The 21,705-nt window shown below is 73.1% G+C and carries 17 protein-coding genes; 12 read left to right on the forward strand and 5 right to left on the reverse strand.

The genetic code is table 11. The annotated features are described in order from the left end of the window. Positions 1-10: 10 nt before the first annotated feature. The gene (locus ACQPZ4_RS34040) at positions 11-1,438 is read right to left on the reverse strand and encodes a WGR domain-containing protein (protein ID WP_433044862.1); all 1,428 of its coding nucleotides are present in this window, start codon (positions 1,436-1,438) and stop codon (positions 11-13) included. Between the two features lie 169 nt (positions 1,439-1,607). Here ACQPZ4_RS34040 and ACQPZ4_RS34045 point away from each other — a divergent pair, with 169 nt between their 5' ends. From ACQPZ4_RS34045 to ACQPZ4_RS34055, 3 genes are read left to right on the forward strand one after another with little or no spacing between them, the layout of a single operon-like run. Next, complete coding sequence (locus ACQPZ4_RS34045; protein ID WP_433044864.1) at positions 1,608-3,338, forward strand: GTP-binding protein; 1,731 nt, start codon at positions 1,608-1,610, stop codon at positions 3,336-3,338. 7 nt (positions 3,339-3,345) lie between these two features. Beyond that, positions 3,346-4,269 (forward strand): DUF389 domain-containing protein, encoded by a 924-nt coding sequence (locus ACQPZ4_RS34050; RefSeq protein ID WP_433044867.1) that lies wholly within the window; start codon positions 3,346-3,348, stop codon positions 4,267-4,269. Next, positions 4,262-5,188 carry a small ribosomal subunit Rsm22 family protein gene (locus ACQPZ4_RS34055; protein ID WP_433044870.1) on the forward strand — a complete coding sequence of 309 codons (927 nt, stop codon included), beginning with the start codon at positions 4,262-4,264 and terminating at the stop codon, positions 5,186-5,188. The genes ACQPZ4_RS34050 and ACQPZ4_RS34055 overlap by 8 nt, the downstream gene beginning before the upstream one ends. Before the next feature lie 3 nt (positions 5,189-5,191). Here ACQPZ4_RS34055 and ACQPZ4_RS34060 read toward each other — a convergent pair whose 3' ends face one another. Further along, the gene (locus tag ACQPZ4_RS34060) at positions 5,192-7,039 is read right to left on the reverse strand and encodes a glycoside hydrolase family 9 protein (protein ID WP_433044873.1); all 1,848 of its coding nucleotides are present in this window, start codon (positions 7,037-7,039) and stop codon (positions 5,192-5,194) included. Between the two features lie 229 nt (positions 7,040-7,268). Here ACQPZ4_RS34060 and ACQPZ4_RS34065 point away from each other — a divergent pair, with 229 nt between their 5' ends. Genes ACQPZ4_RS34065 through ACQPZ4_RS34075 form a run of 3 tightly spaced genes read left to right on the forward strand, consistent with a single transcriptional unit; the run spans position 7,269 to position 10,818 of the window. Continuing rightward, the gene (locus ACQPZ4_RS34065) at positions 7,269-7,793 is read left to right on the forward strand and encodes a PadR family transcriptional regulator (protein WP_433044876.1); all 525 of its coding nucleotides are present in this window, start codon (positions 7,269-7,271) and stop codon (positions 7,791-7,793) included. After that, complete coding sequence (locus ACQPZ4_RS34070; protein WP_433044879.1) at positions 7,790-8,467, forward strand: ABC transporter ATP-binding protein; 678 nt, start codon at positions 7,790-7,792, stop codon at positions 8,465-8,467. The genes ACQPZ4_RS34065 and ACQPZ4_RS34070 overlap by 4 nt, the downstream gene beginning before the upstream one ends. 17 nt (positions 8,468-8,484) lie before the next feature. Beyond that, a complete protein-coding gene (locus tag ACQPZ4_RS34075) occupies positions 8,485-10,818 on the forward strand; it encodes an FtsX-like permease family protein (RefSeq protein WP_433044882.1) in 2,334 nt (777 codons plus the stop codon). A gap of 14 nt (positions 10,819-10,832) precedes the next feature. Here ACQPZ4_RS34075 and ACQPZ4_RS34080 read toward each other — a convergent pair whose 3' ends face one another. Together ACQPZ4_RS34080 and ACQPZ4_RS34085 are read right to left on the reverse strand one after the other, a co-directional pair. Beyond that, positions 10,833-11,480, reverse strand: a complete 648-nt coding sequence (locus ACQPZ4_RS34080; protein WP_433044885.1) for a response regulator — start codon at positions 11,478-11,480, stop codon at positions 10,833-10,835. Continuing rightward, a complete protein-coding gene (locus ACQPZ4_RS34085) occupies positions 11,477-13,429 on the reverse strand; it encodes a histidine kinase (RefSeq protein WP_433044888.1) in 1,953 nt (650 codons plus the stop codon). Before ACQPZ4_RS34085 ends, ACQPZ4_RS34080 begins: the two co-directional genes overlap by 4 nt. 109 nt (positions 13,430-13,538) lie before the next feature. On the opposite strand from ACQPZ4_RS34085, the gene ACQPZ4_RS34090 reads away from it, so the two are divergent. Further along, positions 13,539-13,790, forward strand: a complete 252-nt coding sequence (locus ACQPZ4_RS34090; RefSeq protein ID WP_433044891.1) for a hypothetical protein — start codon at positions 13,539-13,541, stop codon at positions 13,788-13,790. Here the strand turns inward: ACQPZ4_RS34090 and ACQPZ4_RS34095 are convergent. Next, the gene (locus ACQPZ4_RS34095) at positions 13,771-14,361 is read right to left on the reverse strand and encodes a hypothetical protein (RefSeq protein ID WP_433044894.1); all 591 of its coding nucleotides are present in this window, start codon (positions 14,359-14,361) and stop codon (positions 13,771-13,773) included. The two genes, ACQPZ4_RS34090 and ACQPZ4_RS34095, sit on opposite strands and share 20 nt — an antisense overlap. Before the next feature lie 81 nt (positions 14,362-14,442). Here ACQPZ4_RS34095 and ACQPZ4_RS34100 point away from each other — a divergent pair, with 81 nt between their 5' ends. The 5 genes from ACQPZ4_RS34100 (at position 14,443) to ACQPZ4_RS34120 (ending at position 21,697) form a co-directional block, all read left to right on the forward strand. Next, entirely contained in the window at positions 14,443-15,288 is an 846-nt protein-coding gene (locus tag ACQPZ4_RS34100) for a hypothetical protein (protein ID WP_433044897.1), read from the forward strand. A gap of 5 nt (positions 15,289-15,293) precedes the next feature. Continuing rightward, positions 15,294-18,269: a hypothetical protein gene (locus ACQPZ4_RS34105; RefSeq protein ID WP_433044900.1), complete on the forward strand. Its 2,976-nt coding sequence runs from the start codon at positions 15,294-15,296 to the stop codon at positions 18,267-18,269. Next, positions 18,266-20,023, forward strand: coding sequence for a hypothetical protein (locus ACQPZ4_RS34110; protein ID WP_433044903.1), 1,758 nt, complete (start codon positions 18,266-18,268; stop codon positions 20,021-20,023). The genes ACQPZ4_RS34105 and ACQPZ4_RS34110 overlap by 4 nt, the downstream gene beginning before the upstream one ends. After that, positions 20,004-21,008 (forward strand): hypothetical protein, encoded by a 1,005-nt coding sequence (locus ACQPZ4_RS34115; protein ID WP_433044906.1) that lies wholly within the window; start codon positions 20,004-20,006, stop codon positions 21,006-21,008. Before ACQPZ4_RS34110 ends, ACQPZ4_RS34115 begins: the two co-directional genes overlap by 20 nt. Before the next feature lie 428 nt (positions 21,009-21,436). Continuing rightward, on the forward strand, positions 21,437-21,697 hold the full coding sequence (locus ACQPZ4_RS34120) for a DUF4190 domain-containing protein (protein ID WP_433044909.1): 261 nt from the start codon (positions 21,437-21,439) through the stop codon (positions 21,695-21,697). Positions 21,698-21,705 lie beyond the last annotated feature (8 nt).

Consider the following 21,705-nt stretch of genomic DNA (forward strand, 5'->3'; position numbering starts at 1 on the left):
GAACGCCGGCTCAGACGAGCTTGCGGATGTCGCCGAAGGCCCGGTAGAACCCGCCCCGCGAAGCCTCGCGCACGTCGGAGACCACGTAGCGCGCGCCCGGCTCGCGGATGCCCTTCGGGAACTGGACCTGCCAGTCCTGGTGGTAGCCCTCGCTCACCACCCGGATCCGCAGGCGGCTGCCCTCCTGCACGCACTCCACCACGACGCCGTCGCCGGGGGCCGCGTCGTGGGTGACCTCGACCGTCGTGGACGGGGCGACGCTGCGCATCGCGGTCGGCGCCTTCACGTCGACGTACTCCGGCACCACGCCCTGCTCCGCCGCGCGCACCGCTGTTTCGGAGGCGTCGATGCAGGTCAGGGAGCCGTCCGTGGTGACGATGTAGAGCTTCTCGTCGTGGTACTGCATCGAGTAGGCGCTGCCGCAGCCCGTGCCGAGCTTCCACAGGCGGGTGCCGTCGGCGGCGAAGCAGTAGACCGAGGAGCGGTAGTCGCCGGCGAAGACGTAGCGGCCGTCGGGGGCCGCGGCGCAGGAGAAGATGGTGGCGTCGCAGCGGAAGGTCACGCCGGGGCGGCCGTCCTTGTGGAACTGCAGGACCGAGTTGGAGGACATGCCGGCGTAGACGGAGTCGGACTCCTGCCAGCCGAACAGCACGGCGCCGTTGGTGGGCTGGTTCCACAGTTCGTCGCCGGTGCGCCAGTCGTAGCTGGTCACGCCGCGGCTGTGGCCGTGGTGGACGGCGGTGGCGTCGCAGCGGACCATCCAGCCGGAGGCGCCGTGGCCCTGGCGGCGCCAGAGGAACTCGTCCTCGTGGTCGATGCTGCACACGCCGCCCTTGGCGTCGGACACGCCGAGGATGCCGTCGTGGATGTCGAGCCAGTAGATGTCGATGTCGGGGGCGATCGCGTAGGCCAGCCGCGGGACCTTGCCGGACAGATCGTAGACGTTGCCGTCGTCGCAGCCGGCGTAGATCCAGGCGTCGTCGGCCACGATGCACTTGACGCCGTCGGGGAGCTGGAACTGGCGCTCCACCGTGGCGTCGTGGCGCAGGACCGTGATCGTGCCCTTCTCGTTGCCGACCATGCACACGTCGTCGTCGATGAAGATGCCGAAGGCGGGCGCGCCCGAGCGGTACTTCCACAGCACCGGCGCGGTCTTGGCGGTCGAGCTCTGGCTGACGATCTGGCGGCGGGTCACCGACCGGGGCGCGCGGCCGCCCTGCACCGCCGGGGCGTAGCCCTTGCGGACCTTCTCGCCGATCTTCTTCGTGGCGTCGGCCTGGGCCTTGGCCGCATCGGAATACGTCGTGGTCTTGGACTGGCCCGAGTCGCCGATGCGCCCGTAGCGGATCGTCATCTGGTTGCCGTCGAGGATGACCTCGTAGAACTTGTGTGCGCTCCCGGAGTCCTCGGACAGTTCCAGATACGTCGTCTGCGCCATCGACCCGAACCTCTCTCACGTCCAACAGATGGCGACAAAATAGCAAGGGGGTACGACAGAAACGCGGTACAGTCGCGTCGTCAGGTCCAGTGAGCACGAGGAGGAGCCATGCGCCAGCGCGTCACGTCCCGGCCGCAGCCCACCTCGCCTCCGAAGGACCTGACCCGTTTTGAGCATCCTCAATCTCGGCATCGTCGCGCACGTCGACGCCGGTAAGACCAGCCTGACCGAGCGCCTCCTGTTCGACGCCGGCGCCATCGAGCGCCTCGGCAGCGTCGACGCGGGCAGCACCCAGACCGACTCGCTGGAGCAGGAGCGCCGCCGCGGGATCACGATCAAGACCGCCGTGGCCACGTTCCGGCTCGGCGCGCTGACCGTGAACCTGATCGACACGCCCGGCCACCCGGACTTCATCGCCGAGGTGGAGCGGGCCCTGCGCGTGCTCGACGGGGCGATCCTCGTCGTCTCGGCCGTCGAGGGCGTGCAGGCACAGACCCGCATCCTCCTGCGTACCCTGCAACGACTCCGCGTCCCGACGCTCGTCTTCGTCAACAAGACCGACCGCATGGGCGCCGACCCCGACCGCGTGATCCAGCAAATCGGACCGAAAGCCATCCCGATGTGGCGCGACCACGAGGAGGCCCTCGCCGAGTGCGACGACGGCGCCATGGCCGCCTACCTGGACAACCGGAGGATCGACACCGCCGGGCTCACCCGCGAAGCGAAGATCATGCCGGCCTACAAGGGCTCGGCGATCACCGGTGAGGGCATCGCCGAACTCACGCGGGCGGTGCAAGACCAGCTGCCGGCGGCGAAGACAGAGGATCACCGAACGTTGCAAGCCACCGTGTTCAAGATCGACCGCGACGGAGCCGCCTACGTCAGGGTGCACGACGGCGTCATCAGCGCCCGCCAAAGAATAGGCGACGACAAGGTCACCGCGATCGACGACGGGCACCGCACCAGCATTCGAGCCGGCGAGATCGGCCGCGTGTACGGCCTGAAAGCCGTAAGAATCGGCGACACCATCGGCGCCGGCGTCACGCAACCAGCGGTGTTCGCCCCGCCCACGCTGGAGGCCACGGTGGAGCCGAAGGACCCCGCCCGCCGCACCGACCTGCACCGCGCCCTGCAGCGCCTCGCCGACCAGGACCCGCTCATCGACCTGCGCATGGACGAGGAGCGCAACGAGCTGAAGATCAAGCTGTACGGCGAGGTCCAGCGCGAGGTCATCCGCGACACGCTCGCCGAGGAGTACGACCTGGCCGTCACGTTCGGCGAGACCGTCACCCTGCACCTGGAGCGCCCCGCCGGCCGGGCCCGCGCCGGCGCCGTCCTCGGCAAGGACGGCAACCCGCACATGGCGACCCTGGAGCTGGAGCTCGCGCCCGGCCAGGGCCTCGAGGTCGCGGTGCAGGTGCCGGTCGAGCACATCCCGATGTACGTCTACAAGACCGCCGCCAGCTTCCAGGACGCCATCACCCGGTACTGCCGCGACTCCTTCACCCGCGGCGGCCTGCACGGCTGGGACGTGGCGGACGTGGCGGTCACCGTGACCCGCTGCGGCTACTCGGCGCCGAACAGCACCGCCGCCGACTACCGCCGCCTGGTTCCCGAGCTGCTGTCCAAAGCACTGGCCGCCGCCGGTACCGTCCTGTGCGAACCCGTCCACCGCTTCGCCATCGAGGGCCCGGCCGACGCGCTCACCGCCACCCTCGGCGCCCTGCCCCGCTTCGGCGCGGTCCCCGACGTGCCCGGCAGCGCGCGGGGCCGGTTCACCCTCGGCGGCACGATCGCCGCGAAACGCCTGCCCGAACTGGAGCGCGCCCTGCCCGGCCTGACCCACGGCGAGGGCACGGTGGAGACGGGCTTCGAGGGGTACCGGACGGTATCAGGATAATGATCCGATGCTGCACCTGAGAGTGATCAGCCCACCCGAGGACACCGAGCGGGTTCTGGGGCTGCTGACGGCTGAGGCCGGGGCGACGAACGTGGTCGTCCTGGCCGGGGCGGCCCGCGAGCCGGCCGGGGATCTCGTGCTCGCCGACGTGGTCCGCGAGGCGGGCACCCCGATCCTCTCCGGGCTGCGCAAGCTCGGCATCCACGAGCACGGCTCGATCGCCATCGAGACCGTCGACGCCGCGCTGTCGCGCAACGCCCAGCGGGCCGCGGACGCCGCGCCCGGGCTGTCCGGCGACGCGGTCGTGTGGGACGAGATCGAGCACAAGACCGGCGAGGAGACCGAGATCTCGGGCACGTTCCTGGCCCTGCTCGCCGTCGCCACGATCATCGCCGGCATCGGGGTGCTGCTCGACCAGCCGATCCTGATCGTCGGAGCGATGGTCGTCGGGCCCGAGTACGGCCCCCTCGCGTCGCTGAGCGTCGGGATCGTGCGCCGCCGCGCGCGCTCGATCCGCCGGTCGCTGCTCGCGCTCGGGGTCGGCTTCCCGGTGGGCATCGTGGTGACCATCCTGACCACGTGGGGCCTCGACGCGCTGGGCCTGGTCGACAAGGAGATGCTGCTGCGGGAGCGGCCGCTGACCGACTTCATCTGGCGGCCCGACGCGCTGTCCTGGGTGGTCGGGTTCTTCGCCGGCGTCGCCGGGATGCTGTCGCTGACCTCGGCCAAGGCCGGGCCGCTGATCGGCGTGCTGATCTCGGTCACCACCGTGCCGGCCGCGGCGAACATCGCGGTCGCGCTGGCCTACGGGGTGCCGCACGAGGCCGGCGGCTCGGCGCTGCAGCTGCTCATCAACCTGGCCGCGATCGTGGTGGCCGGGGTGGCCACGCTGCTGGTCCTGCGGTGGTTGTGGCGGCTGCGCCGTGGCTGACCTGCGCGAGGCGCTCGACGCGCTGCTCGCCGACGTCCCGCCGGCCCGGCTCACGGAGTCGGTGCGGCGGCTCATCGAGGACTACCGCAGCGGCCGCCCCGCGGACGAGCCGCTGATCCGCACCATGGTCGACGCGACGGCGTATGCGGCCTACCGCATGCCGGCCACGCACGCCGCCGTCCTCGCCGCCCTCGGGCAGCTGCCGCCGATCGAGCCGCGCAGTCAGGTGGACCTCGGCGGCGGTACCGGCGCGGCGGTCTGGGCGGCCCGCGAGCTCTACGGCCCCATCGAGGCGACGGTGCTGGACCAGGTGCCGGAGGCGCTGAAGCTCGGCGCGCGCATCGCGAAGGACCAGGACATCGCGTGGCAGGAGTGGCGGCTGGGCGAGCCGGTGCCCGCCGCCGATCTGGTCACCGTGTCCTACGTGCTGACCGAGCTGGACGAGGCGGCCCAGCAGGCGCTGGTGGCCGAGGCGGCCGCCGCCGCGCGGCTTGCCGTGGTGCTGATCGAGCCGGGGACGCCTCCTGGGTACCGAAGAATGCTCACCGCCCGCGACCAGCTCATCGCGGCCGGATGGCACGTCGCCGCGCCCTGCCCGCACCAGCTGGCGTGCGGGATGACCGGCCGGGACTGGTGCCACTTCGCGGCCCGGGTCAACCGCTCCGCGCTGCACCGGCGGCTCAAGGACGCGAGCCTCGGGTACGAGGACGAGAAGTACACCTTCGTGGCGGCGCTTCGAACGAAGGACGGCGCACCGGGGCGCATCGTCCGTCATCCCGCGTTTCGCAAGGGGCTCGTCACGCTGCAGGTATGCCAGAAGGACACGAGCGTCGGGCCGGCGCTCGTGTCCAAGAGGGAGGGTCCGCTCTACAAGGCGGCCCGCGACGCGGAGTGGGGCGACCCGTGGCCGCCCCACTAGCGATTACGTCTGGTCCGCGGCGAAGGTCGAGACCCAGGCCAGGGACGCGTTCCAGTTGATGGTCAGCTCGTTCGTCGACCACGACTTGATGTCGTCCATGTAGCACAGCTGCGGCTTGCAGCCCTTGAGCGCGGCGCTCGCGACCTCGTCCTGCAGCTGCGAGTTGGGGCCGCCGGCGAGGGTGCCGCGCGGCGGGTTCGGCAGCTTCGGGTCGAGCTGGTGGGCGTACCAGCGGCTGTGCTGGTTCTTCGAGGCCTTCTCGCCGTAGCCGGTCACGTAGGACTGGTTCAGCGCGTTGCGGCCCAGGACGTAGTCCAGCCCGGACAGCACGCCGTCGCGGTACTTCGCCTTGCCCGTCAGGTCGAACGCGGTGCCCACGACGGCCAGGTTGTTGAGGATCTGGCTGTTGGAGGCCCAGTCGTAGCCGGCCGCGGGCGCGTACGGCTGGCCGTACGCCTGACCGTCCATGGTCTTGAGGTAGCGGTCCGCCCCGTCGACGACGGACTGGCGCACCCGGTCGCGGTCGGCCAGCTTGTTGTCGACGGTGGCCAGGTCCAGGCGGCCCAGCGCGGCGGTGGCCCGCCAGTCGAACGGCGCCGCGAAGACGTCGGACTTGTGCATCGGCGAGCTGGTCACCGCGGTCGCGTACTGCTTCTGACCGGTGGTGATGTACAGCTCGGCCGCGGCCCAGTAGAACTCGTCGCTGACGTCGGAGTCCCCGTAGGCGCCGCCGCCGGTGGAGTCGGAGTCCGGCGCGTACACCATCGGGTGCGCCTTGGCCGCGGCGTACGCGGTCTCGGCCACCTTGAGCAGCTTCTTCGAGTAGTCCTTGTCGTACGGCTCGAAGACCCGCGCGCCCTGCGCGGCCGCCGCGGCCAGGTTCAGCGTGGCGGCGGTCGACGGGGCGTGCAGCTGGCGCTGCTGGGTGTCGGCGGCCGGGTCGGTCGGCAGCCCGGTCCAGGCGGCGTCGGTCACCTTGTGGTGCGCCATGCCGGCCAGCGGCTCACCGGCCGGGACCTGCATCTTCGTCAGGAAGTCCAGCTCCCAGCGGGCCTCGGACAGCACGTCCGGGGTCTTCCCGCCGTGCTCGGGCAGGCGCAGGCCGCGGGCCTCGGCCGCCTTGGGCGAGCGCTCGTAGCTGCTCATCAGCTGGGCGACCGAGATGCCGCCGTTGACGACGTACTTGCCCTGGTCGCCGGCGTCGTACCAGCCGCCGGTGACGTCCAGGGTGTAGTTGCAGCCGGTGCCCGGCTGGCACGGCACCTTGGTGTCGCCGGCGCCCGGGGTGTCGGCGGTGTGGCCGGCCTTGCGGCCGTAGCCCGGCGCGATCGCGTCGTCGATGGCGATGCCGCTGCGCTGCGGGTAGTAGAACGACAGCGCGTCGATGCTGAGCTGGCGGTACGCCTTCGGATCGAGGTCGAACGGGAGGCTCGCCTTGCCGTCGACCTCGAGCGTGTACGTGTGGCCGGTGCCGCGGTACGAGCTGAAGTCCACGACGTGCGTCTGCTGGCCGGAGCTGGCGTCCATGCCCCGGGGCTCCGACTCGCCGGAGGCGACGACCTTGCCGGCGTTGTCCTTGAGCTGCCACGGCAGCGGCTGGGCCGAGTCGGAGATGACGGTGGCCCGCTTGGGGCCGTCCGGCAGGTAGCCGACCTGGTTCACGCGGACCGGGGTGTCCGGGATGTGGTCGGGGGTGGCCGGGAACGCGTAGGCGCTGTCGGCGCTGGCGCCGGGCAGTCCGCCGTCGCGGCTCGAGAACACGATGGGCAGCGCGACGGCCGGGATGGCGACGATCGCGGCCACAGCGGCCAGGCGGGCGCGGCGGGACTGCATGAAGGCGGGCAGGCGCACAGGGCTCCTTCCGGTCGGGTGATTCGGCGGGTGGTGCGGCGAACCTAGCTACCGACAAGCCGCCCGAATCGGACAAACGGCGCCCGTGTGGCCCCGGTCACAGCCAGGGCCGCCCGATGGCACAAACGGTGGTCCGGATGGACTCGTACGTTTGCGCGTCCTCCCTGCTCAGAACGCTCTACGCGGTAGGTATACACAGCATGTATACGTGTCGTGTAGAGTCCTCGGCATGTCCATCGGTCAAGCGTTCTTAGGCCTCCTCGAGGCCCGCCCGCGGCACGGGTACGACCTGAAGCGGGCCTACGACGAGCGCTTCGGAGCCGACCGCCCGCTCGCCTACGGGCAGGTCTACGCGACCCTCTCCCGGCTGCTGAAGCACGGCCTCGTGAGCGTCGACGGCGTCGAGTCGGGCGAGGGGCCGGAGCGCAAGCGCTACGCGATCACCGACGCCGGGGTCGCCGACGTCGAGCGCTGGCTGGCACAGGCGGAGAAGCCCGAGCCGTACCTGCAGAGCACCCTCTACATGAAGGTCGTGCTCGCCCTGATCAGCGGCCGCCCGGCCGCCGAGGTGCTCGACACCCAGCGCGCCGAGCACCTGCGGCTGATGCGCGAGCTGACCCGCCGCAAGGCCGCCGGCGACCTGGCCGAGCAGCTCATCTGCGACCACGCGCTGTTCCACCTCGAGGCCGACCTGCGCTGGCTGGAGCTCACCACCGCGCGCCTCGACGACCTGGCAAAGGAGATCCAGCGATGACCGCACTGCTGGCGGCCGAGGACCTGCACAAGGCGTTCGGGACCACCAAGGCCCTGGACGGGGCCTCGATGTCCGTCGCGGCCGGCGAGATCGTGGCCGTCATGGGCCCCTCGGGCTCGGGCAAGTCGACGCTGCTGCACTGCCTGGCCGCGATCATCCAGCCCGACGCCGGCCGGGTGATGTACCGCGACCAGGAGCTCTCCGCGATGTCCGACGCCCGCCGCAGCGCCCTGCGCCGCAGCGAGTTCGGCTTCGTGTTCCAGTTCGGGCAGCTGGTGCCCGAGCTGACCTGCCTGGAGAACGTCGCCCTGCCGCTGCGGCTGGACGGCGTGCGGCGCCGCGACGCCGAGCAGCGCGCGCAGGAGTGGCTCGACCGGCTGGAGATCGACGACGTGGCGGGCAAGCGCCCGGGCGAGGTCTCCGGCGGCCAGGGCCAGCGCGTCGCCGTGGCCCGCTCGCTGGTCACCGGGGCCCGCGTGGTCTTCGCCGACGAGCCGACCGGCGCCCTGGACTCGCTCAACGGCGAGCGCGTGATGAAGCTGTTCACCGCGGCCGCCCGCGACAGCGGCGCCGCCGTCGTGCTCGTCACCCACGAGCCGCGCGTGGCCGCCTACTCCGACCGCGAGATCGTCGTGCGCGACGGCCACGCCCTGGACCTGGAGCGGGCCCAGTGACCTCGCCCCGTCCCCACGTGCGCGCCGGGCGCCTGCGCCGCTGGTCGTCCGAGGTCGGCCTCGGCGCCCGCCTGGCCCTGAGCGGCGGCCGGGAGGGCCTGGTCCGCACGGCGCTGACGGCCCTCGGCGTCGGGCTGGGGGTGGCGGTACTGCTCCTGTCCGTCTCCATCCCCGGCATCCTCGACGGCCGCCACCAGCGCACCGACGGGCGCGACGACCAGCACATCGGCGCCGCCGAACAACCGGCGAGCGACTCCTCGGTCCTCATGATGACGATCTTCAGCTCGTACCACGACCGCTCCGTCAACGGCCGCTTCCTGCGCCCCGAGGGAGCGCACCCGATCGTGCCCCCGGGCGTGACGGCGCTGCCGCCGGACGGCTCCATCGTCGTCTCCCCGGCCCTCGCCGACCTGCTCGCCTCGCCCGAGGGCGCGCTGCTGCGCGAGCGGTTCCCGCAGCCGATCGCCGGCACCATCGGCAAGCAAGGTCTTTCGGGCCCGAACGAGCTGTACTTCTACGGCACCCGCGGCGACCTGGCCGAGGGCGACCCCGGGATCGTGCGGCTCACCTACTACGGCTCGAAGGTCAACACCAACCCGCTGTCGCCGATCCTGCTGCTGCTCGTGGTCGTCATGTTCGTGGTGCTGCTCATGCCGGTGGCCATGTTCGTCGCCGCCGCCACCCGCTTCGGCGGCGAGCAGCGCGACCGGCGCCTGGCCGCGGTCCGCCTGGTCGGCGCCGACACCTGGATGACCCGCCGGGTCGCGGCCGGCGAGGCGGTGCTCAGCGCCGCGCTCGGGGTGCTGATCGGCTTCGGGCTCTACTTCGGCGGGCGGCCCTTCGCCGAGCGCTTCGAACTGCACGGCCTGAGCGTGTACGCCGCTGACATCCGGCCCGCCCCGCTGCTCGCTGTGGCGATCGCACTCGCGGTACCGGTGGCGGCTCTGCTCATGACGCTCTTCGCCCTTCGGCGGGTGGTCGTCGAGCCCCTCGGGATCGTGCGCAAGGCGACGGCGCGGGCCAAGCGGCGGATCTGGTGGCGGCTGCTGCCCCTGGTCGCCGGCGCGGCGCTGCTCGTGCCGCTGTTCAGCACGGACAAGACCGAGCAGTTCAACGTGTGGCAGGCGGCGTTCGGCATCATCCTGCTGCTGCTCGGCCTGGCCACCCTGCTGCCGTGGCTGTTCGACCGGCTCGTGGGGCGGCTCGGCTCGGGCGGCCCGGTCTCGTGGCAGATCGCGATCCGCCGGCTGCAGCTCTCGCACGACAGCGCGCTGCGCGCCGTGAACGCCGTCGCGGTCGCCGCGGCCGGGACGATCGCGCTGCAGATGCTCTTCTCCGCCGCGCAAGCCGAGAACACCGTGCGCAGCCCGGCCGACCTGAGCCAGGCCCGCGCGGTCGTGCAGACCCAGCTCGGCCGCTTCACCACGGCGCACGACCAGGCGGGCATCGAGGCGGTGCTGCGCGGCACGCACGGGGTGACGAGCGTGCAGTCGTACCGCAACGACTACGGCAAGCCCGCCGGCGGGACCGACGACCAGTACCTCGAGGTGGTCGTGGCCGACTGCGCGACGCTGAGCCTGCTGGCGGAGCTGCCCTCGTGCGCCGACGGCGACGCATTCGCGGTCGACCCGAAGTCCTACTCCCAGCCCGGCATGTCCGGCGCCGTGGACGCGACGGCCCTGGGCGGCAAGGAGATCGTCCTCAGCTCGTCGTCCTTCACCGCGCCGTCCCGGCTGCAGCCGGTCAAGGAGAAGCGCGACCCGTACGGTTCGTGGCACGAGGGCCTGCTGCTCACCCCGTCCGCGGCGCCGCCGGTGCCGGCCGACGCGAACTTCACCTCGTTCGTGCGCTTCGACCCGGCCGGCCTGGACGCCAACGAGTACGTCCGCAACGCGGCCATGCGGCTCGGCCCGACCGTGAACGTCAGCATCCTCAACGCGATGAACGTCGACCAGACGTTCGCGAGCATCCGCCGCGGCCTGTTCGCGGGGGCCACGGTCGTGCTCGTGCTGGTCGGCCTGAGCCTGCTGGTGAGCACCCTGGAACAGCTGCGCGAGCGGCGCCGGACCCTGGCCGCGCTGGCCGCGTTCGGCACCAAGCGCGACACGGTGGCCTGGTCGATCCTGTGGCAGACCGCGCTGCCGGTGGCCCTGGGCCTGGTTGCCGCGTCGATCCTGGGCCTGGCCCTGGGCGCGGTCCTGCTGCAGATCGTGGCGGTCGACGTCCGGCTGGACTGGGCGGGCGTGGGCGTGGTGAGCGGCATCGCGGGCGGCGTGGTCCTGCTGGTCACCCTGGCCAGCCTGCCGCCGCTGTTCCGGCTGATGCGGCCGGAGGGGCTGCGCTTCGAGTGATCCCGGCCCACCGTTCAGCGGGCCGACAGGTACGCCAGGACGGCCTTGACCCGGCGGTGCTCCTCCGCCGCCGGGAACAGGCCGAGCTTGGTGAACACGCCGTTGACGTGCGTCTCGACGGTGCGCAGGCCGAGGTACAGCCGCTCGCCGATGGCGCCGTTGGACAGCCCCTCGGCCATCAGCGCCAGCACGTCCCGCTCCCGGTCGGTGAGCCGGTCCAGCGGCGCCACCTTCTGGGGGCGGCCGATCAGGCGGGCCACGACGGCCGGGTCGATCGCGCTGCCGCCGGCGGCGACCCGGTGCACCGCCGCGAGGAAGTCGTCGATCTCGATGACCCGGTCCTTGAGCAGGTACCCGAGGCCGGACGGCTGCTCCTGGAACAGGTCGACGGCCCGCTCGGCCTCGACGTACTGGGACAGCAGGACGACCGCAGTCCCAGGAAGGCTCCGGCGGATCTCGCGGACGGCCACGATCCCGTCGTCGCTGTGGGTCGGCGGCATCCGCACGTCGGCGACGACCAGGCCCGGCTCGTGCCGCAGGGCCGCCGCGACGAGGTCGGGGCCGGTGCCGACCGCGGCGACCACGTCGAACCCGGCGTCGCCGAGGATGGCCACGACCCCGGAGCGCAGCAGGACCGCGTCGTCGGCCACGATCGCCCTCATCGCTGCTCCGGCAGGATCGCGGTCAGGACGGTGCCCTGGCCTGGTGGACTGTGCACGGTGAACGTGCCGGCGCACGCCTCGACCCGGTCGCGCAGGCCGCGCAGGCCCTCGCCGGTCCCGGTGGCGCCGCCGGGCCCGTCGTCGGCGACCGTCACGGTGACGGCGCCCGGGCCGGCGGCGGCGCGCACGACGACGGTCGCGCCGGGCGCGTGCTTGCGGGCGTTGGCCACCCCCTCGCAGGCCACGAACCAGGCGGTCGCCTCGCCGATCGGGTCGAACCGCCCGCCGAGGGCCAGCTCCACCTCGACCTCGCCGGGCCGGGCCAGGTCGGCGAGCGCGGCGCCGAGGCCGCTGGTGGCCAGGGCCGGGGGCAGGATGCCGTGCACGAGCGCGCGGATGTCGCCGACCGCGGCGTGCAGCTGCCCGACGGTGAACGTGAGCAGCTCGTCGACCGGCGCCGTCCGCTCGATGCGGCGGCGGGCCGACTGGACGTGCACCGCCAGCCCGACGAGCCGCTGCTGGGCGCCGTCGTGCAGGTCGCGCTCGATCCGGCGGCGCTCGGCGTCGGCGGTGGCGACCAGGCGGGCGCGGGAGGCGCGCACCTCGGCGAGCCGGACCAGCAGCTCGGCCTGCACCCGCGCGTGCTCCAGCACCACGGCGGCGGCGCGGGTGACGGCGGCGAGCAGGAACGGGTCCGCCGGCGCGTGGACGAGCACGGCGACGACCTCGCCGCGCGGCCCGACCTCGGTGACCGTGGCGCCGTCCGGTTCCGGGAGCACCGCGGGGTTGCCGTCCGGGTCGACCAGGCCCTCGGAGGCGCGCAACGGGAAGTACACGAGAAGGGAAGGATCGCGCAGGGCACGGCGCAGGGCCTCGACGGCGCCGGCCGGGTCCACGCGCTCGTGCCCGACCCGGCGCGCGAGGTCGCGCATGATGGCGGCCCCGCTGTGCGCGCGGCGGGCGAAGGCGCGGTCGATGAGGTCCTGGCTCAGGTCCCGCAGCGGCCGCAGCAGCAGCGCCACCACGAAGGCGGCCGCCGCCGCTCCCGCGTTCGTGCCGGTCAGGGTGCCGGCCACGACCGCCAGCGCCCCATAGACGGCGAGCGCGGCGACGGTCATCAGGCCGTACACGAGGGTGCGGTTGATGAGCCGGTCGAGGTCGTAGAGGCGGTACCGGAAGATCCCGAACCCGATCCCGGTCAGCAGCGCCAGCGCACCCAGCGGCCGCGCCTGCACCAGCCCCGTGACGTTGGCGGCCAGGTTGACGACGAGCCCGACCGCCGCCCCGTACGCGCACCACAGAATCTGCCACCGCACCGCACCCCGCTCGCGGCGGGCCCGCACGACGAGCACGACCAGCGCCCCGACGATCGCGACGACCCCGAGCACGAGCCCGCCCACGAACACGGCGCTCCCGACCCGGGCGAGCGGTGTGTCCGGCGACGGAACGCCATCGAGCGCGAGCCACGGCCCCCGAAACGGCCAGGCGAGCACCGGCAGCACGACCCCGAGCAGCGCGAACGATGCCGCTGCGAGCCAGCGGACCGGCCGCGCCGCCCGATCGCGCCGGTCGTCCGGGAACAGCGTCAGCTGCACGGCCGCGACCGGCAGCACCACGGCGACGAGGCAGGCCTGCAGGTACGCCGCGATCTCCCCGTGCGGCAGCGGCTGGTGACCGGGCTGCGGGCGGTACGCGGCGAGGACCCACGGCACGGCCGCGCCGGTGATCCCGCGGCAGACGGCGATGGCCAGGAACAGCCACCCGACCCGGCTGCCCGGATGCCGGGTGACCACGAACGCCCCGAGCAGCCCGGTGCTGAGCGCGACCGCCCAGCTGGTCGGGGCGTCCCCGCCGAACACGGGCAGCCCCGCGCGCACCGTCACGACCACCCCGAGCGCGGTGGTCGCGGCGCTCGCGGCGAAGCAGACCCAGGCCGCCGTCCTCCTCATGCCGGGCATCGTCCCACCGCCGGCCGCACTTGTACTCCGGGCGCACACGGATCTGTTCCGGGGCGCTCGTGCCGAGGCTGAAGTCCACACCTTGTTGAGGAGGACTCAGATGTTCGCCATCCTGCCCATCGTCGGCGGCGTACTGCTCGGCCGCTTCGCCCCGCGCGGCATCGCCATCGCGGTCCAGGTCGTGCTGTGGGCCGTTGCCGCCGCAATGCTGACCGCCACCGCGCCGGACCACGGCGGCTCGTACAGCGACGCCTGGCTCGTCGTCCCGGCCCTGGCCGTCGTGTCGGCCCTGACCCTGCTCGCGGGCCTGTGGCTGCGCCGCCGGGCCGCTCTCAGCCGATCCGGCGCCTGACCCACGCTGTGACGCGCCGCGCGGACTCCTCGGGCGGCGCGTCGTCGGTGCGCACCACCGTCTCGATCGTCTCGCGCAGGTACTTCGCGAACGCGAGATGCCGCTCGATGTTGCGCTCCCGCCAGGGTGGCCTGGCCTCGAGCCGCTCGGTGCGCACGCCGTCGGCACAGTCGAGGACGGCGAAGTGGATGTCGGTGGTCCAGCGCCGCCCCGCCAGCCCGTCGAGCTGCTCGGGGGTGAAGGGCGCCAGCAGTACCGTGTGGCGCCCGCTCTGGGCCGCGCCGTGGGCCACGCTGAGCCAGGCGTCGCGCAGGGCGGGCCAGTCGACCTCGCCGAACTCGCAGGCGCGCTCGAACGGCCCGATGAGCCAGTCCCCGTCGAACACCAGGCACTCGGGGAGCTGCCGTACCAGGTGCGGGAAGACCGTCGTCTTGCCCGACCCGGAGGCGCCGGTGACGACGAGGAGCGGCAGCCGGCGGGCGGGCTCGGTGTTGCCGCAGTCGGGACAGACCGCCAGGTCCCCCTCCGGCGCCATCGCGATGGGGTCGTCGCAGCGCTGGCAGTAGTGCACGACTGCGACCCTATCGCGGGAGCCTGTTGGATCGAGGTCAGAAGGCTGGCGCGGGCGGGGGGCGCGTGCTCGGATCGGGCCATGGCCGACGCGGGCACGGATGCGCCACCCGGCACCACCCGAATCTCGAGTGAGGGCACGTTCCTCAGCACGACGGCGGCATCGCGGCACATCGCGGCGCTCTGGTTCTTCCGGGAGCTGGACTGTCTCGTCGACATGGCGCGGCTGGTGGCGCTCGACTTCGTCCGCCGACCCCAGCTCTACGTCGCCGTGGGCGAGGAGGTGCCGGCGGCGCTGGCGCGGCTGCGGGCGCGGTACGGGACCGACGAGGCGGTGCCGGACGCCGGGCAGCGGGCGGAGGTCTTCCGGGCCGTGTTCGGCGAGCGGGACACCGGCGACTTCGCGCGGCTGCGGGACGCGCTCGTCGCCGCGGCGGCCGCGTTCGCCGAGCGGGTCTTCGACACCGGCGAGGAGATGCTGCGCGAGCGGGTGCGGACCGCGCACCGGCCGTTCAAGGAGTACCTGACCGGGCTGGCCGGCAGCTCGCTGCGGTGGAGCACCGAGGTCACGCTGACCGGTGCCACGCGGTCCCTGGCCTATCCGATCCTGCGCGATCCCGGCGTGTGCGCGGTGTTCGGGGTGGCGGTGCCGCCCGGGCCGCAGTGGCCGTTCACCGAGGACGCGAACGCCGACAAGCTCGTCGAGGAGATCTCGAACCGCCTGGCCGACGGGGGGCCGGCCGTGACGCGGGCGGAGGTCAGCAGCCGGCAGCGGGCCGCGCTGCGCGGGGCCGAGGCGCTCATCGCCGTCCTCGGTTTCAGCGAGGACGGCGGCGACCTCGACGCCCTCATCACCACCTGCTACACGTGGGGCTCGGCCCTGGCCGCCGCCGTCCCGCCCGCGACGGCGCCGGCGTTCACCGGCTGAACGCCATGGCCGAGGACGGGCAGACCCCGCTGTTCGACTTCATGATGGTCCGTGCGCCGGCGAGCCCGGGCGACGCGGTGCTGGCCCGGCACTACATCTTCAACGACTTCCTGATGCCGGACCAGCCGATGAAGACCAACGTGCCGAAGAAGCCGGGGCTCGCCGACGTGTCCGCGGTGGCCGGCCTCGTGTTCAAGCTGGTGAGCGCGGCGCCCGGCGACGACCCGTACGCGGATCTGCTCGCGGAGCTGGTCCGGTTCATGCCGGCCTGGACGTTCGACCGGCAGGCGGCGCCGGACGCGCAGCAGTTGACGCTGGAGGTGCTGGAGCACAACCGGTTCCTGCGGCGCGACGTGCGGTACCACCTGATCCCGGAGCAGCTGACGGACGTCGCCGCGGACCTCGTGCCGGCGCTGGTCCGGGCCCTGGACGCGCTCGACGCCGGGCGGACCCGCTTCGACCGGGGCCGGCTGGTCGCGCGGCTGGAGAAGATCTTCAACGGGGCCCTGGTCGCCGTCGTGTTCGACCAGGGCGGCCACCAGCAGGCGTACCGGCAGGCCCGCTGGGCGTTGTTCGACGCGCTCTACCTGCTGTTCGTGCTGCGCCGGTGGGTCCCGGTCAACCTCGAGCGGATCCTCGCCGGGCTGCGGGGCCTGCACGCGATCGAGGCGCTCGCCGTCGACCAGCTCTACGCCCGGGTGCTCGCGGGCAAGGCGGCCCCGGCCGAGGTGTTCCTGCTCGGCCGGATCGCGCCGCGGTACCCCGGGCTGCGCGACTGGGACGGCAGGTCGCCCGCGGCCGGCTTCCCGCTCGTCGCGGACGGCGCGGACCTGGCCGAGCTGCTCGCCGCGACGCCGGTGATCCATCCGATCTTCGCCCGGCTGCACCGGTACCTGCGGCCGTTCAACGACATCAAGCCGATCGGCGTCGGCGACCTCAAGGTGGTCCGCCAGACCCTCACCGCGTACCGGCCCGGCGAGATCTCGCACATCCACAACGTGCTCAAGGGCGAGACCAGGCTGCGCGACCACCGGAAGCTGGAGAAGGTGGAGGACGTCTTCTCGTTCACCGGCACCGAGAGCGCGGAGCGGACCAGCGAGTCGCAGTCGACCGAGCGGTTCGAGGTCAAGCAGGAGGCGGAGGGCGTGGTCCGCACCACGCTCGGGGTGACCGCCAACGCGAACCTCAGCTACAGCAACGACGCCGCGCACATCACGGCGAGCGCCGGCGCCGGGTTCGCGTACAACCGCAACACCGAGGACCACACCAAGCTCGCCCAGAGCTTCGCCCGGGACGTCGTCGCCAAGGCGGTCAGCCGGATCGAGTCGCGGGCCACGACCACCCGCTCGGTGACCCGGCTGACGGAGACCGAGGAGACCAACAGCCAGAACTTCAACAACGTCAAGGGCGACGGCCACATCTCGGGCATGTACCGGTGGATCGACAAGGAGTACACCGCCCAGCTCTACAACTACGGCAAGCGGCTGATGTTCGAGTTCCAGGTGCCGGAGCCGGCCGCCTTCTGGATCGCGGCGCGGCTGGAGTCGCACACCGTCGAGCTGGACGTGCCGCAGCTGCCGGCGAAGCCGAAGCCGGACCGGCCCGAGCTCGGCTTCACCTGGCAACAGGTCGACGAGCCGCTGCTCGTGAAGCTGCGCGGGCGGTACGAGGGCCTGCGCGACGTGACGTTCCCGGCCCGCACGCGGGTCGTCGTCCTGCGCGACGTGGACTCCCGGGAGCGGCAGTTCGCCGAGCAGGGCATCGACAAGCCCAACTACTCGCACTCGTACAACTGCCAGGTCGACCGGGCCGCCGGCTACGAGATCACCGAGGTGGTGCGCACCGGCTACGCCGAGTTCTACCACCGCGCCAGCGAGGCCAACCCGAACCGGTTGGGCATCTACCTCAACGACCGGCTGATCCACAGCGACGCCGGGTACCCGTACACCTACGACCTCAACGGCAACGGGCCGCCCGCGGAGCCGATCGTCTTCAGCGAGGACGACCTGCCGCTGCGGTTCGACTTCAGCGGCCCGCAGCACATCAACCTGTACCGCCTGCAGCTCACCCTGCACCTCGGGCTCACCGCCGAGGCCCTGCAACGGTTCCAGCTCATGGTGCACGGGGTCGTGCTGGCCGCCGAGGAGAAGCGGCTGGAGGCGGCCAACCAGGAGCGGGAGGCGGCGTACCGCTCGGCCGTCGAGGAGTACCACGGCCGGCTGGCGGAGCTGGAGCACCTGCTCGTCCGGGACGTGATCAGGGGCGGGGCCGAGGCGGCCAACCGGGCGGTCATGGACGAGGAGGTCAAGAAGCACTGCCTCACCATGCTGACCAAGGAGTTCGACACCGTGCCGGGCGACGACCGGCTGGCCGACCGGGACGCGATGGGCCGCGTCGAGGTCCGCACCAGGCCGACCCGGTTCGAGATCACGGGGATCGACACGGACAGGACGGCCGCCGGGTTCGTGCCGGCCGATCGCCAGGTGTGGTACCCGGCGGCGGACCTGGAGGCGGCCCGGGACAAGGGCCCGGCCGTGCAGTTCCTGGAGCAGTCCTTCGAGTGGTCGCGCATGTCGTACCTGTTCTACCCGTACTTCTGGGCGGCCCGGCCGCGCTGGCTGGAGCTGATGAGCCGGTCCGACGAGGCCGACCCGAACTTCACCGCGTTCCTGCGCTCCGGCATGGCCCGGGTGCTGCTGGCCGTCACGCCCGGCTACGAGGGCGCCGTGCTGCACTACCTCGCCACCGGCGACGTGTGGAACGGCGGCCCGTCGCCGGTGATCGGCGATCCGCTGTTCGTGCCGCTGCACGCCGAGATCCGGGAGCAGACCGACGACCGGCTGGGCGGCACGGCCGAGGGCGAGCCGTGGACCTACGTCGTGCCGACCTCGCTGGTGTACCTGCACGGCAGCCAGGACCAGCTGCCGGACCTGGTGGCCGAGCGGGCGGCCCGGGCCGGATCGGCGGCGGCACCCGGATGACGCTGCTGATCCGCGTCGACCCCGGCGTCGCGACGCCAGCCGATCCGGGCCCGGCCCTTCCGGGGGCGGCCCTTCCGGGGGCGGACGAGGAACCGAAGCCCGAGCTCACCCCGGCCGAGCGGGACATCGTCGCGGCGTACCGCCTGCTGTGCGCCGGCTACGAGCGCCGGCTCGACGCGATCCGGCCGCGGCGGACGGGCCCGGTGCGGCTGCCGGACTTCCCCGCGGTGTACCCCACGCTGCCGGGCGCCCCCGCCCAGTCCGGCCGGCCGGCGCGGGAGCCGGTCGACCTGCCGCCGGTGCCGCTCGACGGCACCCTCCTGGGCAGCCTCTGCTTCGTCTACGCGGTGCACGGCTGGGCCGCGATCGAGGCGGTGCAGCAGGCCGTGCTCGACGCGTACCTGCGGGCGGTCAAGGCGCGCGGGCCGGCGGACGTCGAGCAGCTCGCGAGCCGGTTCTTCGCCGCCACCCGCGACCTGCTCGCCCGGCTGGTCCACCAGACCCTGGCCGAGCTGGAAGCGAGGGCGGCCGCCGTGGTCACGGCCGGTCTCGCGGTGAGCCGGACGAAGATCGAGGAGGCGTGCCGGCAGCTCGGCGTCGAGGTCCTCGAGCTCGACGAGCCGGCCCCGCCCTACACCGGGCCGCCCGGCACCACGACGACCAGCCGGTACGTCTTCGCCAGCCGTGAGCTGTCCATCGCCGTCCACCGGCAGCTGGTCACGATCGCCCGGCAGATGTCGGTCCTCGGCACCCTGCTCGGCTACCAGCGGGGCATGGAGCGGCGGGGCGACGCACCGCGGTCCGGGCCGGCGCGGGCCAACTATCTCGAGAGCATCGAGGTGCTCAAGCGCAACGCCAAGCAGACCGATCTGATCGTCGAGTCGCTGCGCAAGGCGGACGTCTTCACCGAGCGGTGCCCGCTCGCGCTGCTCGCGCTGAGCATGGTCGGCCGTTTCACGACCCGGCTCGACATGGAGGACCGGCTGGGCTCGGTGCTCGCCCAGCTGCGCGAGTCGGCCGCGCAGCTGACCCGGATCCGCATGGGAGAGCGGGTCGGCACCCTGACCGCCGGTGCGGCGGGCGCCGCGGACCTGGACCTGACCGGCGGACCCGAGCGGGCCGTGCTGCGCGCCGCGCTCAAGGCGGTCGGCGAGGACCGCCGCTGGACCCCGATGCTGCACGAGCCGACCTGGGACGCGCTGATCCGCACGGGTGACGTGCCGCCCGGCGGCTTCGGCTACGTGGTCGCGCAGCAGTACCGCGCCGCCCTCATCGAGCACCGCATCGCCGCCGAGGCCGAGGCGGCCGCCGACCGCCGGCTGATGGGCGGCGTGCAGCGGGTCGCGGCCGCGCTCTCCCTCGCCGGGTTGGTCCTGGCGCCCTTCGGCGGGGTCGCCGTCATCGCGGCCCTCGGGACGGGCGTGGGCCTCACGGCGGCCGCGGTGAGCGTGGCCGCCGTCGTCGCCGGGGTCGCCGAGCTGGCCGACGAGCTGGGCACCGCGCGGGTGGCCGTCGACGTCGGCCTCACCGGGCCGGACCCGGTGGCGTTCGAGCACCTCGCCGAGCTCGGCGCCCGGGCGCGGTTCGTGCACGAGATGACCGGCGCCTTGGCCGAGCAGATCGGCGAGACGGTGCTGCTGGAGCTGGTCGGCAAGGTGCTGCCGGTGGTCAAGCTGGCCTGGACCGGGTACGGCTACTGCCAGGATCTGCAGACCCTGCTCGGCGGGGAAGCCGATGAGCCCGCCCCCCGCTAAGCCGCCCGGGGCCGGGCTCACGCCCCACCAGACCGCCGTCGACGCCGAGCTGCGCCGGCTGCGGGCCACGCTGCGCGAGCTGCGGGTCACCCCGCCGGCGAGCGTCCCGCCGTCGCCCGCGGTGCTGCGTCCGGGACTGGCCGGTGCGGTCCTGCGCCGCTGGACCACGGCCGCCAACGGGATCGACGCCACGCTCGCCGCGGTGCTGCGCTTCCCCGGCGACCTCGTCGAGCAGCTGCGCGCGATCGGCGTCCCGGCGGCCAAGCTCGGCAAGCGCGGCCTCTTCGGCGTGGTCGACGTCCTGGAACGCTGGGCGAGCGACCCGGCGGTGCGGTTCGCGCGGTACAGCCCCACGAGGCTCGCGGCCGTGCGGCGCCGGAACAAGCTGATCGGGTACCTTGTCCAGCACGTGCTGATCAGCCACGAGGAGGTCCGTGCCCGCCTCATGCTGAGCGCCGCGCTCGCCGCCGGGGCCGTCGACGAGCTCGTCCGGACCGGCAAGGCGGTCCTGAGGAACGGGCGCGGCACGAACGTCGCGGTGCCGAAGGGCCGGCTCGGCCCGCCGCGGCAGGGCATCAACGTCGAGACCTGGGACGGAACCCGCTGGCTCGGGTTCTGGGACACCATCTGGGCCGCCGAGCACCTGCCCGACGGCGCGACGGAGCGGTGGGGCTGGCACTGGGCGCAGCGCGCGGAGATGAAGAAGGCCGAGCCGGACAGCTCCCAGCTGCGCGACGAGGCCCGCCGCCTGCGCGAGGCGAAGGCGGTACGCTGGACCGACGCGGAGACGGGGGAGCTGGTGACGGCCGACCCGGCGCGCATCTTCCCCACCGCCGCGGACGAGTCGAAGGCGCTGCTCGTCGGCCGGCTGGAGCGGGCGCGCGCCGTGCCGGTGAGCCGGATCAGCACCGGCGCCGGGCTCATCTACGACGTCCGCCTCGACATGCCCTGGCTCGAGGCGATCTACGACCTGCTCAAGGACTAGCCCGCCGCGGTGGCAGGCAGTAGTGCACGGGCCGGCCTTGGCCATGCCGGACGGACACGACCGCGACGGTGGCGCCGAACCGCACGATCGGCCCGGCCCGGGCGACGCCGACGAGCGTGACGCCGGACACGACCGGATCGCAGCGGCCCGTCGGCGCACACGAACACCCGCCGCCGCGACTGCAGCGCGACGAACGCCGAGCCGAGCCGGACCGCGTCCGCGCCCGCCGGACCCGGCCGGCGTACCGCGCGGCGCCCTGGACGAGGTCGACCAGGTCCAGTTCCCGGGTGGGCTCCGGCCGGCTGAGCGCGCCCGGCGCTTGTCCGCCGGTCGGGTGGCAATCTCCCACGACCTGTGGACAGCCGCCGGGCGCGAAGGTGGCGATGATCGATGGCGGCAGGCAGGTTCAGGTTCGCGAAGAGGGTTCGATGCACGACACTCGTACTCCACCGGCGCGGTCGGACCGCGTCTCCGGGACGGCGGTCGCCGGGCTCGTGCTCGGGATTCTGAGTGTCTGCGGGGCCTTCATGCGGCTGCCGCTGTGGGTGCTCGCGCTGATCTTCTCGATGGTCGGGCTCAGCGTCTGCCGCCGGCACGGCTTCATGGGGCGGGGCATGGCGGCGGCCGGGCTGGTGCTCGGCTTCGTCTCCCTCGGCCTCATGATCCTGATCGGCATCGCCCGCGGCTGACCCGTGCG

Source organism: Dactylosporangium sp. CS-033363 (genome assembly GCF_050942475.1).
GTDB lineage: Bacteria > Actinomycetota > Actinomycetes > Mycobacteriales > Micromonosporaceae > Dactylosporangium.